This is a genomic window from Castellaniella sp. FW104-7C03 (genome assembly GCF_040276085.1).
GTDB lineage: Bacteria > Pseudomonadota > Gammaproteobacteria > Burkholderiales > Burkholderiaceae_B > Castellaniella.
Genome location: NZ_JBELOK010000002.1, coordinates 347,918 through 364,644, shown reverse-complemented (window position 1 = coordinate 364,644; position 16,727 = coordinate 347,918). Strand labels below are relative to the sequence as shown.

The window sequence follows — 16,727 nt, the reverse complement described above, 5'->3', positions numbered from 1 at the left end:
CGCAATGAGGCCACTTGAACGACCCGGCGAAGGGCACTCCGGATCCGCAAGCCGTATCGCTTACCGCTTCGTTTTTCTCATCGGTATCGTCAGCTTTTTCGCGGACTCTACCTACGAGGGGGCCCGCAGCATCCTGGGGCCCTATCTGGCGGGTTTGCAGGTCTCGGCGCTGGCGGTGGGAACCGTCACCGGGCTGGGCGAGCTGCTGGGGTACGGGCTACGTCTGTTCTCGGGCTGGCTGGCCGATTCCAGCCAGCGGTTCTGGCTCATCACCATCATCGGCTATCTGCTGCAAATGTCGGCTGTGCCAGCGCTTGCGCTGGCCGACACATGGCCCGCGGTGGCGGTGCTCATCATCCTCGAACGGGTGGGCAAGGCCATCCGCAACCCGCCGCGAGACGCCATGCTGTCGCATGCCGCGGCTCAGGTTGGCGGCGGCTATGGCTGGGTGTTCGGGCTGCACGAGATGCTGGATCAGTTCGGTGCCGTCGTCGGTCCGCTGGCGGTGGCCGCAGTGCTTGGTCTGCAGGGAAGCTACCGCGAGGCCTTCGCTGTGCTGGTGATTCCAGCGGCCTTGAATATCGCTTTCGTGTTCCTGGCGCACCATCTTTATCCCTCGCCCGAGGACATGGAGCGGCAATTCGCTTCCACCGGCTCCGACCAACTGCCTCGGGTCTTCTGGATCTATCTGGCAGGTGCAGGGCTGGTGGCGATGGGGTTTGCCGACTATCCCCTCATTGCCTATCACTTCGCGCACGGCCACGCCGTGCCCGGCCAGTGGATCGCCGTTTTCTATGCCGTTGCCATGGGGACGGGCGGTGCTGCCGCGCCCGTGTGCGGGCGGCTTTTCGACCGTTACGGATTCCGCGTGCTCATCGTGCTGACGCTGGCGGCCGCGTGCTTTGCGCCACTGGTCTTCCTGGGTGGGTTCTGGGGCGCGCTGCTGGGGGCCTGCCTCTGGGGGCTGGGTATGGGCGTACACGAGTCCATCATTCCGGCAGCGGTGGCGCCCATGGTTTCTGGGCGCATCCGGGCATCGGCCTTCGGTGCCTTCACAGCCGGCTACGGCGTGTTCTGGTTTTGCGGCAGCGTCGCCATCGGAGCGCTATACGGCCAGTCCGTCGACTTGGCCGTCCTGTTTTGCCTGGCGGTGCAGCTCGCCGCCGTGCCGGTTTTCCTGGCCGTCGATCGCCGGATCAGGCGCCCTTGATCGCTTCTTCGGGCAAGGGGTCGGCTGGCGGCGCATCCTGCCCAGCTGGCCCCTGGGGGATACCGTCGCCAGGCGTGGTTGCGCCGAATATTTTTTCGTACAGATCCGCGCCGTGGCTGGTGGCAAGCGGCGCAGCCACTTCCAGCCGGAACGTGCGCTGGCCGCCTTCGTCGCGGTGCGCCCGCAGGAACGTCGCGTCGGGCCGGTGTTCCTCGTACAGGACGCGGGCGAATTCGTACAGGTGCGAGACTGAAAACACCTTGATCCGATGCGCCAGCAGGGCGTGCGTAACCTGGCTGGAGATTTCCGAACCTTCCCGTTCGTTGGTGGCGGCAAAGGATTCGTTGAACAGGATGAGGGCGTCGGGCTGGATGTGATCCACGATGGCACTCATGCGTGCGAGTTCCTCGTCGAGCTTGCCACTGTTCATGCTGGTGTCCTCTTCGCGCTTGTAGTGCGTATACAAGCCGCGGAACAGGTTGGCGGCGTACGATTCGGCCGGGACAAACAAGCCGCTGGCCATCATCAGTTGTGCGAGTCCCACACTGCGCAGGAACGTGGACTTTCCACCCTGGTTGGCGCCGGTGATGACGAACAGGATCTTGCCATCGGCATTGAGATCGTTGCCCACTGCGCGCTGCGGTAGATGCAGCGTCAGACAGACGTCATACAAGCCACGACAGGTTAGGGTTCGCTCCCCGGCGGGTGAAGGCCGTGGAAAGCAGACCGGCTCGTCCTTCTGTGCCAGCTGTTCGCGCAGGTTCAGGCACGAGACGTAGAAGGCGAACTCCGTGCGCATCATGAGAAGGAAGCTGAGAATGTGTTCGGTCGATTGCGCCAGTGCGTTAGCCACCAGGTTCACGCCCCGGTCACCCAGCTCCGAGAGGGCTCTTGCCCCATTCTCGTCGCGTGGTGCCAGGGTGAATGAGTAGGAAGGCGGCTTCTTGCCGAAGGTGCGCAGCAACCAGCTGTGTGGCGGGGCTTTTGGTGTGCACAGGACATAGTCTTCCCCGCAGTTGTCTTCCGCCAAGCGGGCGCTGATCAGCACGCCGTGGCGAAATTTCAGTGTATTCAGATGCGTCTGGATGGTCTCAAAGTAGTCGTCTCCCAGTTCGTGCTGCAGCATGGTGAAGAACCGGCGAAAGCCCTCGGAGGAAAACGTACTGGCCTGGGCATCAGCGATAGCGCGCAGCTGCTTGAGCGCCGTCGCCAGTAACGTCATGACTTCGACGGAGTGATGCAGGACGCCACTTGGATAGTGGGCCAGCCCCCAGTAGTTCTTATGCTCGGCTTCGATGGTGTCTACGGCAAGCTGATATAGCGAGCGGGCGACGTCGGGATGATCCAGGCAGTCCTGCAGCACGGCCTGCCGGTACAGGACCTCGTCCGGTTCGCTACAGCCCGCGAGCAACGCGGTGCGGGAGACCTTGTACAGGAATTCGTCTTCCTGTGCCATCGCGTGCAGCAGCGTTTCCAGCTCTAGATCCTGCACCAAGTCTGGCTCATTCCATGGCAGGGGCGTGTGTAGGTCAAAATCGCGGTCACGATACATGAGGAATGCTTTCATGATGGCAGCCTCTCTTCCAGGTCGTGGGCTTCGATGCGGTATTTATGGGCCAGCGACAGCGCATAGGACTTTCCGTCCGCAGGCCGACGAACGACCTTGTAGGTTCGTTGTGCGGGGTCGTCGGGCACGATGGTGCTCACCATGCTGACGGTGGTGTCGCTCAGGTGCGCGAGCTCGTCGATGAAGGTGACACAGACGCACAGCAGATCCAGCTGGACGATTCGCTCCAGGATCCGACTACCCAGGAACAATGCGTCCTGCAGGGTCGTGGACGTGAAGATCTCGTTCATAATGATGATGCTGTCGGGTGTCGCGCCCTGCAGGATGCGGTGGATGCGCACGAGATCGTCCTCCAGCTTGCCACGCAGATTGCGGATGTCTTCCTCGCGCTCGAAGTGCGCGAAGAGTCGGTCATAGAGGAACAGCCTGGCAGCGTTGCCGGGCACCGGCAGCCCCAGGTTCGCCAGATAGTGCAACTGGCCGAACGTCCGGGCGAAGGTGGTCTTGCCCCCTTGGTTGGGCCCGGACACGATGAAGATGCGCTCTTTGTCGCACAGGCTGAAATCGTTGCGCACGATGGATTTGCCCTGGTTCAGGAGTTTGTCGGCCAGGGCAAGATCGTAGGTGTCTTGAGCAAACACAGTCTTGTTCACACGACCCACTTCGGGATAGCAGAAATCCAGCCCCTTGCCACGCAAGGTGTTCATGTAGTCCAGGTAGGCGGTGTAGAACTGGACTTCGCGATCAAAAACAGCCAGCGTTTCATCCAGGTAGCCCTGATGCTGCTGGCAGAAGATATCCAGTTGCGTGAACACCTCCGGGAACAGCTTGGACACGAATTCCAGCACCTGGGCTTCGATGTGGTTCATATCCGGCAGATCGTGAAATTTAACTCGGTAATCTTTCGCTGCCCCTTGACGGAATTTCTCGAACGTGGCGGAAACCTCGGCGCTGTAGTCGCTTTCGCCTTGGTACTCAAGCACTGTGAAGGTGTCGCCCTTGATGTGGATGCAGTAGCGGATCGATGCAAGGGCGCTGCGGGCGGCCTTTGCATCTGCCACCAGTGTCTGGAAATTCGCGCCCTGCGTGTAGTTGTCTGCATGGGCTTTTAGCGCTTGCATGCCGCGGGAGGTAAATTCCAGTTTTCCAAGGTCTTGCGCCAGGGCCTGGACGGCTTCGTAGTATTGTTCGGTTGCGCACAGAAACCACGCTTGTTTCTGCAAGGGGTAGTACAGCTTCGCAGCCTGTGTGAGGCGTGCACGCATCGCTTGCAGTTGTGTGGCGAAAGTCATCAAGGAGGTATACAGGGCGGGCCGTTCCAGGTCGTGCATGACTTCTTGCCGGTAGGCCACGCTATCCGCCTCATCCAGGGAGCGATAGAAGAAAGGTTGCAGGTTGTATTCGCCTTTTTTTGCGGTGATGTGGCCGATGATCTGATCCAGATTCAGATCGGTGAAGAACTCTGGCACCTCGGCCTGTTCACGGGACACGCCGTCTTGTGGCCCGGGATACAGCACGCTGAAAGTGATCATGATGGTGCTCCTTTTCTTGTTCTTCCAGGTTGGTTTAGGCTGGTAGCCCCCGTGATGGAGTGCTCTCTCGGCCTTGGAGCTTGTCGGGTCGGGAGACCGCGGCATTTGCATGTGTCTGCCCAAACCGTGGAAAGGCCGTCTTCCCCGCGAATGTGGCGCTTGCACCCAGTTGGCGTTCGATTTCCATCAGCCGGTTGTATTTGGCGACGCGCTCGCCGCGCGCCGGCGCGCCGGACTTGATTTGGCCGCAGTTCAGAGCGACGGCGAGATCCGCGATGCTGGTGTCCAGTGTCTCGCCCGAGCGATGTGACACCATGCAGGTGTACCCTGCGCGCAGAGCCATGCGGGCGGTGCCCTGGGTCTCTGTGATTGTGCCGATCTGGTTGGGCTTGATCAGGATGCTGTTGCAGCAGTGCTCGGCCAGCCCTCGGGACAGGAAGCGCGGGTTGGTGACGAAGAGATCGTCGCCCACGACCTGCACACGTTCGCCCAGCACCGATGTCAGGTGTGCAAATCCTCTCCAATCATTGTCGGCGAGCGGGTCTTCGAGTGAGACCAGCGGGTAGCGATCCACCCACTCTGCCCAGTAGGCCGTCATTTCTGCCGAATCCAGATCGAGCTTGTCGCGTTCCAGGCGGTAGCGCCCGTCGGCAAAGAACGAGGTGGCTGCAGGATCCAGGCCCAGGCAGACATCCTCCCCCGCCTTGTATCCTGCGCGCTCGATTGCCTGCATCATCAGGCCCATGGCGGCTTCGTTGCTGGGCAGCTCCGGTACGAAGCCTCCCTCGTCGCCTACGTTCGCGGACAGCCCTTTGGCGACCAGCAGGTCGTGCAGAGCGTGGTAGACCTCAGCTCCGCATCGCAGTGCTTGCGCGAAGGTGGGCGCCCCCAGCGGCACAAGCTTGAATTCTTGGAAATCCGGCCCGTGCGTGGCGTGCTTACCACCGTTGAGAATGTTGAACATCGGGACGGGCAGTATGTGGGCATCGGATCCGCCCAGGTACTGGAAGAGCGGCAGGCCGTGGAAGGCCGCAGCGGCCCGCGCGCACGCCAGCGACACACCCAGAATTGCATTGGCACCCAACTGAGACTTGGACTCGGTGCCGTCCAACTCGATCAACCGAGTGTCGATCTCGCGCTGGGAGTCAGCGCGCATGCCCCGCAGGGCTTCGAGGATAGTATCGGTAACGTGGGCAGCGGCTTGCCACACACCCTTGCCACCGAAGCGCGTGTTATCACCATCGCGCAACTCGTGGGCTTCGAAGGCGCCGGTAGAGGCCCCCGAAGGTACCCCTGCGACGGCAGTGGTTCCATCTTCGAGCGTGAGAGTAACTTGTAGCGCGGGGTTGCCGCGCGAATCTAGGATTTCGTTGGCAGCCAGATCAGTGATGGCGCAGGAGCTGTTGTGCATGGGTCACCTTGTCATGAAAGGTCTTCATGCCCGAACCGCAACACGCACAAAAATGCCTACGGGTTCCGGTTCAGGAACGCGTAGGCATTATTAGTCAGCCTGTCTGCTGACAGTTAGGGGAGAATGCCATCTCCGTCTGATTACCACTGTAACATCATTCCCGAGATGAGGCCAGACTGGTGACGATGCCTGAGAATGTTTACATTGCGCGGAGGAAGCACCATTGCTAAACTATACCGTACTGGCAGTAGCTTTTTCTCGGAGATGGCATTCTCCATAAACCGCCGAAACCTCTTCGGCTGATGATGCCTGCAAGTTCCTGAACGGGAACCGCAGGCAATGCTCGGATTCCGTTTCAGGCCTCGAATCCACATTTTCAGGCCTTATGAAAACGATCTGCAGCTTCAATGCCTTTCCCTCATTCTACGAGTATCCGTCCCTTCCTTTTGCGTGGAGTCATTCATGATCCCCGCCGTGATCGGTATTTCGATCGGCGCGGCACTGGGTGCCTTATTGCGCTGGATATTGGGTATGGAGATGAACAGCATATGGCCAACGATTCCGCTGGGGACCTTGGCTGCGAACCTGATGGGAGGTCTACTGATTGGCTTGGCGAACGAATTTTTCGCCGGCCACGGTGGTCTGCCCCCTGTATGGCGCCTAACGATTATCACAGGCTTCTTGGGAGGGTTGACCACGTTCTCCACGTTCTCTCTTGAGGTCAGTACGCTATTGCAGCAGCGAGAATTGGCTTTTGCGGCGCTGCAGATCGGCCTTCATGTGGCAGGTTCCATTGCCCTAGTCCTGGTCGGTATTGGGCTCGTTCAGTATCTAACTCAAGGGTGAATCGCTATGACGACGCAATGGAAAACGCTTCGGGATGGTGACATCATGAAAGGCTATCAACTGACCTTCTATACGCTCCAAAGTTACACCCACGAGCATCGTCCAGTTCATCAGTGGTTAATAGAGCTTGCCAAGTCCATGGAAATCCAGGGGGCGACGGTTCTTACAGCCCAAGAAGGCATTGGCGCTCATCACCGCCTGCATTCTGCGAGGTTTTTCGAGTTGGCCGATCAGCCGGTCGAGGTTGTGATGGCCGTTTCGGCGAGTGAGTGTGATGATTTTTTGGAGAGGCTGCGCTTGGAGCCCGGTTTACGGGTCTTCTATTCTCGTACGCCGATTGAATTCGGCACGATCGGGGTCACGGAAGATTAATGTCTCAGTCTTTGCGTCAAGCCTGAATTCGGTTTTCTGATGTGGTGGATTTTATAGATTAAGGTTCCGTGCGGTTTGTGTGGAAATAGGTGCAACAGTCACTCGCTAGTGGGGCGTTTGATTCTTGAGTTGCCTCCACAGCGAGTGGCGGCTCCCGAGTTTTCCTCATAGGTTGCAGGGTGGGATGCAGCGGCGGCCTTGCCCCGAAATTTTGGAAGCTCTAATGGAATTGCGACATCTTCGTTGCTTTATTGCGCTTGCAGAAGAACTCCATTTCACTCGGGCGGCTGAACGCTTGCATATTGAACAGTCCCCCTTGTCGAGATCTATTAAAGAGCTAGAGGATGAACTGGGAGTAGTTCTGTTTGACAGAAATAGACGAGGTACTCTATTGACGTCCGCAGGAACTACATTTTTACAAGACGTCCGCAGGATATTCATTATTCTTGAACAGGCGCGAGATAATGTGACAGCGGTCGCGGCTGGCTTCCGAGGAAGCATACGAATCGCGATATCTGATGGCGCAGTGGGGCCGCAATTATCTGAGTTTCTAGCACTATGCCGGAAGGAGGATCCTGATGTTGAGATACGAATGTCGGAGATGCCTCTGGCTGAACAGCTACGGGGACTGCGATCCGGTGACGTAGCGATTGGTTTCGCGCATACGGCAGATGTTGGTGGCGACATAATTGCTGAGCCGGTTTGGCGGGAACCATTGGTACTGATCGTACCTGCGCGACATCCGCTACTTGTGTATAGAGACGTACCTCTACACGAGTTGAAGCATTATCCGCTGGTGCTATGTGATCCCCAGATGTGTGAAGGGTATAGTCGTGAATTGGAGCGCCTGCTTCGTCCGTTGGAAGTGGAGCCAAATGTTGTTGAGCATGTTTCCTCTCTGGATATGATGCTCACGTTGGTCAGCGCCGGCTATGGTATTGGCTTCACTACGTCAACGAGGTTTGGCCTATGTAGGCGTTCTGAAGTGGTGATTCGCCCGCTCGCCGGAGATTCCGCGGTGATGACGACATACCTATTGCGGCACGCCAATACAGATTTATCTGCTTTGTTAGATCGGTTCATTTTTCGCCTCCGCGCGTGCGCAACTGATCAGGGATATTCCCTGACTCAAACATGAGTTCTGCGAGGGACAGTCCTGATTAGGGCTTTCTTGGTGGAAATTACGAGACCTACAGCTGTATGAGGGGTTTGGCTATTAGCGAGATCAAAGCCGAGATTGGCTACGACTATGGGACGTGACTGCTTCAAAGCGGTATTGCTGGAGGGGCTGGGGGCCATACTCATTGTCGTGCCTTGGGTGCTGGCCGATGCCTGCTGTGGTTGGGTGGTTGGAGAGGTTAGTCGCCTGCTTCGTCATACTGGCTATTGGGATCATCATTAATGCGTATGGAGATGGCGCAATGAGTATGGGGCGCTACCTTGCACTCGTCCGCCACGGACAAAGCCAATACAACGCTGACAACCGATTCACCGGCTGGCGCGATCCGGCGCTGACCGCTCGGGGCCTGGCTGAAGCCTCGGCAGTCGCCGTGCGCCTACGCAACATCGGGCTGCCCATCGATTGGATCTTTTGCTCGGCATTGATACGCACCCGCGAGACGGCTGAGCGTGTTGCATACGATCTTGGCCGTCCTAACTTACCGATTACCTCGGATGCGGCGCTCGATGAGCGTGATTACGGCGAGTTGACGGGGCTGAATAAAGATCAGGCATGTGCGCACTGGGGTGAGTCACAGGTTCAACGGTGGCGTCGCAGCTATGATGAGGCGCCGCCCGGGGGTGAAAGCCTGCGGGATACCGCTGCCCGTGTCCTGCCGTTCTATCTCCAGAGGATCCTGCCGGCGGTCATGCGCAATGACGCTTCACTGATCGTGGCCCACGGCAACAGCCTGCGCGCTTTGGTGATGGTTCTGGATCAGCTGTCGCCCGAGGCCATTATCAGCACTGAGATAGCCACTGGTGAGCTGCTCGTCTACGAGTTACGACCTGATACCACTGTGTTGAATAAGCGACGATTTACCTCCTGAGTATCCCTCGCACTTTGTACGGGCTCGGGGTATTTTTCCGCAGCCATGGCTGCATCTGAGGAATGGGCAGCGCAGGGGGCTCTCAAGGCCCACTACGCCATCCCCTTCCTATGCGCGCCGGCCCGCGCCACTTAAGAAGGTGCGTGCAAGGTATCCATCTCAAGATCGGGTGCCGGTGAAGTGCCGCCGTTGGTTGGCCGCCACCACTCAGTGTGGTGGCGTGCTTTGTCATGCATGCCGCTCATGCTGAAGGGCATCGGTGGCAGCAGGGAGCATATGGCTACGGCCCCAGCGCTGAGGTGAAAACCCTCTGACCGTGCGCTTGGCGGCCAACAGCTGGTGAACTGAGATCCAGCCGAGTTCGAACGCCTGGGCGCTGCCGGCCATGTAGATTCGCCAGACGCGGTAGGTCTGTTCTCCGACCAACCTGATGGCTTCATCGCGGTTTGCTTCAAGGCGCTCCACCCAGTGCGCCAGCGTTCGAGCGTAGTGCGGGCGCAAGCCCTCGACGTCGAACACCTCAAGCTGCTGAGACTCCATTGCCTCAACGGCCTGGGCTATCGTGGGTAGTTCTCCGTCGGGAAATACGAAATGGTCGATGAATTCACTGGCGCTATCCCGCACAGATTCATCCCCCGCGCGCGTGGCGATACCATGGTTCAGCACAAGGCCGTCATCGGCTAGCAGGCGCTGGATGGTGCCGAAGTACACGGGCAGATTTTGGACACCGACGTGCTCGAACATGCCCACTGACGCGATCTTGTCGAATATGCCTTCACCCGGGATGTGGCGATAGTCCTGTAGGCGTACATCGATCGAATCTTCCAGGCCTAGTTCGCGTACACGCTCGCGCACATACTCGAACTGCCGCTCACTGAGGGTCACGCCAGTGGCTTTTACGCCGTAGTGGCGCTGCGCCCACAGCAGTAATGCCCCCCAGCCACATCCGATGTCGAGGAAGCGATCGCCAGGCTTTAATTGCAATTTGCGGCAGATGAGATCGAGCTTAGCTTCCTCGGCCTGCTCTAGGGTTTCCGAGCCCGTCGGAAAGTAGGCGCAGGAATAGACCATCTGCTTATCGAGCCACAGACGATAGAACTCGTTGGAGACGTCGTAATGGTGGGCAATAGCCCTCTTGTCGCTGTCCGGGGTATGTCGCCGGACGCGCCAGCCGATAATGCGGCTGATGACACGCTGCTTTGTGCTGCTCGCGCTTGCGAGTTTGATCGCCGTGCGAACAACATCCTGTGCTGGCCCTTCAACGTCTATGTCGCCTTGGATATAGGCTTGAGCGAGCGCTCCGAGATCGGGCGGAATCAGCCTCAGTGCCGCGCTTGGCGTGGGGAAGTGCAACGTGACGGCAGCAGTGCCGCTGCCTAAAGTTTCACTGCGGCCGTCCCAGAACTGCAAATTCAGCGTCGAGCCGCAATCTACAACAAGCGGGCGCAGTGCCTCGACAATAGACGAAGAAGAGATAGATGAACCCATGGCAATCCTCTTGCAATACAACCGGTTACGGTGTGTTGGAAGATCCGGAAGCAGAGAGACCGCCTGGCACTGCACTCGCAAGTTCGCCAGCTAACGTGCCCGAGCTGCATTCGGTGGCGTTGACTGGTATGCGAGAGACGTTGCACCTTGTCATGACAGCGCTACACACCCGGATCATCAGGTCTGTAGGCATCATCAGCCGGCCGGCGATTTCCCTTGGTATGGCGCCAAGAGCGGAGGAATGCCATCTCCTATGGATCATTGTAGCTTGCACAAAACGTATTCATCGCTGTCGGCATGTCTTTTATTCATGCGTGCTGATGGGCAACGGACCAACCCCGGAAACGCCGCACGGCATCACGTTCGCGGCCAGGGGCGCCGGATGGATCCGCCAGAGCATTACGCAAAGCCTCCAGTCGATTCGTGTGTAGTTGGCCCAGGAACGGTCGAATCAGGTTGGGCGATGCGACCGGCAGGACGTGCACCAGATGATCCAGGCATAGGCCATATCCATGCGCCAACAGGTTGCGGTAGCGTGTATGGTGCATCAGGTCGAGGAAGGCCGCCGAAGCTTGCTCCAGGGCGACGGCCTCTGCCTCGCACCCTTGACAACGTAAGACAAAACGCTTGTCCTTGGCGAGATGCAACCCGGTTGAGTTTGAGGCCTTGCGGCGTCGGTGGCGCGGTTTGTACCAGCTTGGCCGGGGCTGATCCGCAAGGGCCAATATGCGGATGATGTTCGCCAGTTGCTGGCGCGACTGCTCAGCCATTCCCGAAAGCGCAAGGGCTGCAATGCGTGCGAGCCAATCGGGTCGCCCTAGTTGACTCGCGTCGAACACATGGTGTTTGCAGCATGGTGCGAATAGCCACAAGCATCCCGCCGCCTCGTTCTCGACCGCCCACCGAAGCCCTTCCAGCCAGTGGGTGTGCGCCGCGCCCATCGCTTCGCAGATCGGACAAACATCCGGATTGTCCAGGATATCCTCAATCGGCATGTGAGCATCACCGCCGTTGACGCGCTGGAGCGCGTCCGTCTGATGCGGGACGGAGGCATAGCCCAGGAGGGCTAGAGCGCGAGGCAATCCCGCATCCGGCGCGCGTTCCATATCCTGATTGGCTATCGCCAGTACATCAAGGTACTGCCGAATGGCATGTCCACGCGGTTCTACCGGCAGCTGCGCAGTAAACATCTGGAAGTGCGGTTCGCATAGCAGTGCTACTGTGCCGAGGGGCTCCATCGTCTGCATCCACCGCTTGCGGATAGGTGTCAATGCCTTGGCCGCTGCGGCTTCTTCCGCCGAGCAAGCCGGGCAGCGGCGGGCAGAGCGAAAGAACAGGCGCTCGCAGCGTTCGTCGGTTACCGACTGGTGAAGCAGCGGCAGTATCCTTTCGGTAGCTGCGCGAAAACTCTGTGCGACGGCCTTCGCGTGCTTCGCATCCGCCGCCAATACACGGCCATGTCGGCTGCAAAACCCCAGATCTTCAGAGATCAATTTTGCGATTGTGGCGGTCGGTGCGTTTGGGGCAAAGACCTTGTCGAAATAGTGTGCGCCAGCACCTTGCGCCGCAATGCAAGCTGGACAGTGAGGGTTTGCCGAAGGCCAAAGCGTTTCCAGCACGCTTCCGTCTACATTCACCGCACGATGGTGTACCGGCAGTCCTTCAGGCATTGCTTGCAATCGAGTGATAACGCGCCTGGAGGCCAGCCAGATCAATGCCGATCCGTGCCGCTCCCTCGCAACGGCCGGCGCAGGCTTGGGAAAAGGCGTTGGACAAATCCACCAGTGCCCGTTGGCGCCAGTCTTGGAGCTGCTTCAGATCCTCGCCCAGTGCCGCCTCCAGCCCAATGAGTAGGCGCTGATCGCGAGACAAGGACCATCGCAGGTGCCACCGAAACGCCCATGGTCCCAGGCTTGCTGACCAAGGACGAGCAATAGCTTCAGTCTGTGGCAAGTTCCCCGGATCGAAGGTCGGCGCCGTATCCAGGTCTGCCACATGCCAGCGGAACTGGGGGCCCGGAGTTCGTGCCAGCAAGTCGCTACATTGCAGGGCGAGAAGCTCCAGTTCTCTCATAACTTCATGGCACACGCTCGTCATGCGCGCTTCAGCAGATGCTGCAAACATCGGTGCGAGCTCAAGCGTGGTCTCTCCACTGCTCCATGCCAGCTCTGCAGCGTTATTCACCACTTGGCGGATGATGCGAGCGGCTTGTATGTGTGCTTCCAGGTCGCAATCACCCATTGATTGTGATGCAGTGGCGAGTAGATCGAGACCTTCGCGCTGCGCCAGCAAGATGGCCTCGTTTTCATGCGATGTCTCTGTGTTGGGGCTGGAGTCCGTGCGGTTGAGTCGCGCCAAGCGGAGGGCCATGGCCCTCGACAGATGTGCTCTCTTGGTATGGAGTGATGTCTGCCGCAGCGCCTCGCGGCGCTCGAGGCAGGGGGCAAATCCTCGCTGCAGCCAATCGTGCCAAAGCGCGGAGTCCTCATCGCCAGCACTGGTCAGGAAAACCGTAGGCTGCTGCTCGTGCCGCGTTCCAAGATGCTCCAGGACATAGCCAAGAATGTCCCAGCGCTGCTGGTCGGTCAGTCGGTCAGCTTTGTTCAGTAGCACGATCGCCTGGGAGCCCTGCTCAGTCAATGCGTCTACCAATGGGATCTCGCTCATGGTCAGCGGCCCGGTGGCGTCAATTACCACCAGTGCGACGTCGCACAAGGGAGGATCCATTCCAGGTGCCCAGGGCGGCGAATCAATCAGAACGATGCCGTCGGCAAGGTGCTGCGACGGCAGCTCGAAGGACAGCCGCTCCACCAGCTTCTCATTGCCGGGGTTGTAGCGATCGGATGCGAATGCCGCCAGCCTGCCTGGCATGACCGGCTCCGACACGGAATTAGACAGACGCACCACTCCGCAAGCGCGGGCCCCATAGGAGATATGAACGGGAACGACACTGGTGGGCATCACACCCACCGGCAGCAGTTGCACCCCGACCAGGCGGTTGATCAGCGAAGACTTGCCCGCGTTGGACAAGCCGAGCATGGCGATGACCAGGCCAGGTGCCGACTCGTGATCAGCAAGAGCCGTCAAGGGTGCATAAAAGTCGGACAGGCCGTGTGCTCGCGCGATACTGAATAGGTATTCGAGATTGCGGTCATCCGAGTGGAAGTTTGCGTCGTGCTGTTCCAACGGGCGCAGCATCTCGTCCAGCGGTGCTAGCAAGTGCGCAATAATGCGGCGTAATTCCGCCTCAGTATCATCAGACGATCGAACTCTTGCGGCCTGACTCCCGGGCGTTAGTGCTTCCACCGCGGCTACTGCCTGGTGTACGGCTTCACAGCACGCCTGTAGAACGCTTCCTGAAGGAGGCGGAATGGCTAGTCCGTGGCGGCCAAGGATATCGCTCATGGCACCATGCAGACGTTGGATATCTTGCGCCAGCCTGCGCTGCTGAAGGGGCGTAATATCTGCATACCACGTCTGCAGGGGCGACTTCTGCGACTGTAGAGCCAGGAGATACGTCAGTCGGCCAAGGTGATCATCCAGCTGCATCAACGTGGACAGCAGACGCTGCCCGGTACCGCCGTCCAACTGGTCATGGCGTGAAGCCGGTACATGGTCATGCATCGCCGCCACACCCGCTCTGCTCGTGATGTCCGATAGATGCACGACGCCCACATGAAAGGCGAAGGCACCTGGTCTCGGTTGACCAGAAGATTTTTTCCGTATGCATCTACGCGACCTGCAAGTGGAGTACACAGATCAGCGGGCGCGGCGGGCGACGGCCTGCAACGTCCTTGATCAGGATCTGCAGGCATCATCAGCATCTTGGAAGTGCAGTTTTCCCAGACCTTGCATCTGGGGTGGAGGTATGCCATCTCCTTGTGCGAAGTATAGCAACCTCCAGGATGCGGCTGGCGCGAAAGTTGATCGTGCAGGCAGGAGTACAATGCCGGGAACCGCGCGGGGCCACTTTGCTCAGGAGAGGTAAAGGCAAATACCGTGGTTAGCGCTACGGTATCCTCCCGCCGACTGCTCCGCATGGCTCTCCGTGCATAGGTCACATGACAGCGGCCTCGATGGGCTTCGCTGTATGAAGGTACACACCCAGGATGGTCTGGATGGTGGCGGGCACGTTGGTCGGCGTGACCGCATCAATTGCCGCGCGGTCGCCCAGGTCAGAAAGCGGAGTCGTCAGCATGCGGTACAGATCCCACGAGTCTGCGTGTGGGCACAGGTTCATGAGTGTCTGAGCCAGATTGTGCTTGAGCGGCACCAACTGCCAGTCGGGAACGCGTTGTCCCCGGTTGCCCAAGCTGACGGCCAGCAGCTTGCCGGCCTTCAACTCGCGGTTGATCTGATCCTTGGACTTCCCGGCCAGCCTGCCGAACAGTGGAACCGGCAGATTATTCGGTGACTCATAGATCGCCAGCATTTCCTCACGTTCACGCTGGATTGTGGAGACTTTCGGTTCGGGGGTATGAGTTGGAGCCGGCGGCACCTGCGGTAGTCGCTGGAATGTATTTCCGCCATTGTTCGTGGTCACGATAATAGGCGTAGCGGCTATGGGTGGGGTGCTGGATGGAATAGGTCCGATGGGTAGGAGAGCCTCGTTCCCTGTTTCCGCCATCGCTGGCACTCCGTCAATGCGAATGGTCAGATGTGCGCTCGCGGCTTGCACTTCGCCCTGTTCGAGCAGGTCTAGGCGGTCAGCCCAGTCTTGCATCATGCGGCGGCGCGGTTCCACATATCTGGCATGGTTGTAGGCGGAACTTACCTTGTCTGGATCGGCATGGGATAGCTGGCCATCTACCCATTTTGGTGGATAACCGATCTCGTTCAGGGCTGTTGAAAGGGTGGCTCGGATGCCGTGGCCGGTCAGCTGCTCCGCGTAACCCATCCGACGCAAGGCGCTATTGAGCGTATTTTCGCTAATGCGTTTGTTGAGGTCACTGCGGTGTGCCAGCAGGTAGTGTTGTGTGGGCCGCATAGCGCCCAAGATGTAGCGCACGATCTCGATGGCCTGGATGGACAGCGGCACGATGTAGGGCGGTATGTCTTGCGGGTGTTTGCTGGCCTTGCGCAATTTGCGTTGAAGCTGCTTGACGATTTCAGGGGGAATGACCCATAGGCCACGATCCAGATCAAATTGATCTGGTGTCGCCAGGCGTAACTCGCCAGTACGTACGCCAGTCAGAAACAGTAGCCTGATCCCGAGCTGGGTTTGCCAACCGCGCGGATTGTATTGCCTGAGTTTTTGGAGAAAGTACGGTATTTCTGGCAGCAGTAGATATGGATTGTGGGCCACCGGCAGTTTGGGTTCAGCCACCACGCTCAGATCCGTGGCTGGGTTGGTCTCCAGCCCCTCTACGGTGACGAGCGCATAGCGGAACAGCTGTCTCAACCAAGTGCGCACCTTTTCCGCAGTGGTGAGAGCCTTCCGTTGTTCGATTCTTGCTACGACGCCCAGGAGTTGGGGGCGGCGGATGTCGTAGATCGACATCTTCTCAAGGCTGGGCAGTACGTCCTTTTTGAAGATGCGTTTGATCTGCGAGAGAGTGGTATTCCTGCCTTCCTTCAGTTCTTTACTGCGATGGGTGAACCAGGCATCGAAGACGGCCTTGAAGGAGTAATTGGAAGCAAGCTTGATCGCGTGCTGCTTTTGCTTGCGGTCGACGTAAGGATTGATGCCTTTAGCCACGAGGGCCAGGGCTTGGTCACGCAGGATGCGCGCTTCACGGAGACTGACCTGTGGATAGCGCCCCAGTATGATGCGTTTTTGCGTACCTAGCCAGTAGTAGCGCAGCTGCCACGATTTTCCGCCAGCGGCTGAAATCCTGAGGCCAAGTCCGCAGGTGTCGGTGAGGGTGTAGATCTTGCCAATCGTCTTGGCTTGCCTGACGGTCAGGTCGGAGAGTGCCATTTCGAGCTCCCAAGTTGCGACTTAGGGCCAATGCTCGTCGTGACTCCCGCCTGGCTCCAGCAACTATCCGGCATCTGTTCCACCCGTATTTTGATGCCTCATTTGGGGACTCAAAAACGTTGGCTGTAGGTGGATTCCAGTGGCGTTCGCTGGAATGAAAAAAGGGGCGAAAGCCCCTTTAATCAAGAACTTACAGACGTCAGTGGATGTCTGTAGATCATAATTTGGAGCGGGAAACGAGTCTCGAACTCGCGACCTCAACCTTGGCAAGGTTGCGCTCTACCAACTGAGCTATTCCCGCGTTAGCTATCAAGCTAAGCCACGCATTCTATA

Annotated in this window: 11 protein-coding genes, 1 tRNA gene, 1 pseudogene and 4 riboswitches; of the genes and pseudogenes, 5 read left to right on the top strand and 8 right to left on the bottom strand. The window is 58.7% G+C overall.

All coding sequences use genetic code 11. From position 1 onward, the window contains the following. The first annotated feature begins 4 nt into the window (after positions 1–4). Positions 5–1,210: an MFS transporter gene (locus tag ABS758_RS03670; RefSeq protein ID WP_113934315.1), complete on the top strand. Its 1,206-nt coding sequence runs from the start codon at positions 5–7 to the stop codon at positions 1,208–1,210. Here the strand turns inward: ABS758_RS03670 and ABS758_RS03665 are convergent. The 3 genes and pseudogenes from ABS758_RS03665 to eno all read right to left on the bottom strand — a co-directional run. Continuing rightward, positions 1,197–2,777, bottom strand: coding sequence for a MutS-related protein (locus ABS758_RS03665; protein ID WP_113934314.1), 1,581 nt, complete (start codon positions 2,775–2,777; stop codon positions 1,197–1,199). The two genes, ABS758_RS03670 and ABS758_RS03665, sit on opposite strands and share 14 nt — an antisense overlap. Then, positions 2,774–4,309 carry a MutS-related protein gene (locus tag ABS758_RS03660; RefSeq protein WP_113934313.1) on the bottom strand — a complete coding sequence of 512 codons (1,536 nt, stop codon included), beginning with the start codon at positions 4,307–4,309 and terminating at the stop codon, positions 2,774–2,776. Before ABS758_RS03660 ends, ABS758_RS03665 begins: the two co-directional genes overlap by 4 nt. 130 nt (positions 4,310–4,439) lie before the next feature. Next, positions 4,440–5,720: pseudogene (gene eno / locus ABS758_RS03655) on the bottom strand (phosphopyruvate hydratase); the annotation flags it as partial. Positions 5,721–5,794: 74 nt separating this feature from the next. Then, a riboswitch (Fluoride riboswitch) is annotated at positions 5,795–5,863 on the bottom strand. A 108-nt stretch (positions 5,864–5,971) separates the two neighbouring features. Beyond that, positions 5,972–6,039, top strand: a riboswitch (Fluoride riboswitch). A 143-nt stretch (positions 6,040–6,182) separates the two neighbouring features. On the opposite strand from eno, the gene crcB reads away from it, so the two are divergent. From crcB to ABS758_RS03635, 4 genes are all read left to right on the top strand, one after another. Further along, positions 6,183–6,566 (top strand): fluoride efflux transporter CrcB, encoded by a 384-nt coding sequence (gene crcB, locus ABS758_RS03650; RefSeq protein WP_113934311.1) that lies wholly within the window; start codon positions 6,183–6,185, stop codon positions 6,564–6,566. A 6-nt stretch (positions 6,567–6,572) separates the two neighbouring features. Beyond that, positions 6,573–6,938: a DUF190 domain-containing protein gene (locus ABS758_RS03645; protein ID WP_346724948.1), complete on the top strand. Its 366-nt coding sequence runs from the start codon at positions 6,573–6,575 to the stop codon at positions 6,936–6,938. A 223-nt stretch (positions 6,939–7,161) separates the two neighbouring features. Next, on the top strand, positions 7,162–8,076 hold the full coding sequence (locus ABS758_RS03640) for a LysR family transcriptional regulator (RefSeq protein WP_113934310.1): 915 nt from the start codon (positions 7,162–7,164) through the stop codon (positions 8,074–8,076). 283 nt (positions 8,077–8,359) lie between these two features. Then, positions 8,360–8,986, top strand: coding sequence for a 2,3-bisphosphoglycerate-dependent phosphoglycerate mutase (locus ABS758_RS03635; RefSeq protein ID WP_211317261.1), 627 nt, complete (start codon positions 8,360–8,362; stop codon positions 8,984–8,986). 228 nt (positions 8,987–9,214) lie between these two features. Here ABS758_RS03635 and ABS758_RS03630 read toward each other — a convergent pair whose 3' ends face one another. The 5 genes from ABS758_RS03630 to ABS758_RS03610 form a co-directional block, all read right to left on the bottom strand. Then, positions 9,215–10,474 carry a class I SAM-dependent methyltransferase gene (locus ABS758_RS03630; protein WP_113934309.1) on the bottom strand — a complete coding sequence of 420 codons (1,260 nt, stop codon included), beginning with the start codon at positions 10,472–10,474 and terminating at the stop codon, positions 9,215–9,217. Positions 10,475–10,653: 179 nt separating this feature from the next. Further along, a riboswitch (Fluoride riboswitch) is annotated at positions 10,654–10,735 on the bottom strand. A 47-nt stretch (positions 10,736–10,782) separates the two neighbouring features. After that, positions 10,783–12,144 (bottom strand): hypothetical protein, encoded by a 1,362-nt coding sequence (locus ABS758_RS03625; protein WP_113934308.1) that lies wholly within the window; start codon positions 12,142–12,144, stop codon positions 10,783–10,785. After that, the gene (locus ABS758_RS03620) at positions 12,137–14,098 is read right to left on the bottom strand and encodes a dynamin family protein (protein WP_113934307.1); all 1,962 of its coding nucleotides are present in this window, start codon (positions 14,096–14,098) and stop codon (positions 12,137–12,139) included. Before ABS758_RS03620 ends, ABS758_RS03625 begins: the two co-directional genes overlap by 8 nt. Positions 14,099–14,275: 177 nt before the next feature. Next, positions 14,276–14,362, bottom strand: a riboswitch (Fluoride riboswitch). 169 nt (positions 14,363–14,531) lie between these two features. Then, positions 14,532–16,394 (bottom strand): tyrosine-type recombinase/integrase, encoded by a 1,863-nt coding sequence (locus tag ABS758_RS03615; protein WP_113934306.1) that lies wholly within the window; start codon positions 16,392–16,394, stop codon positions 14,532–14,534. 225 nt (positions 16,395–16,619) lie between these two features. Then, a tRNA-Gly gene (locus ABS758_RS03610) sits at positions 16,620–16,695 on the bottom strand. Positions 16,696–16,727: the final 32 nt, after the last annotated feature.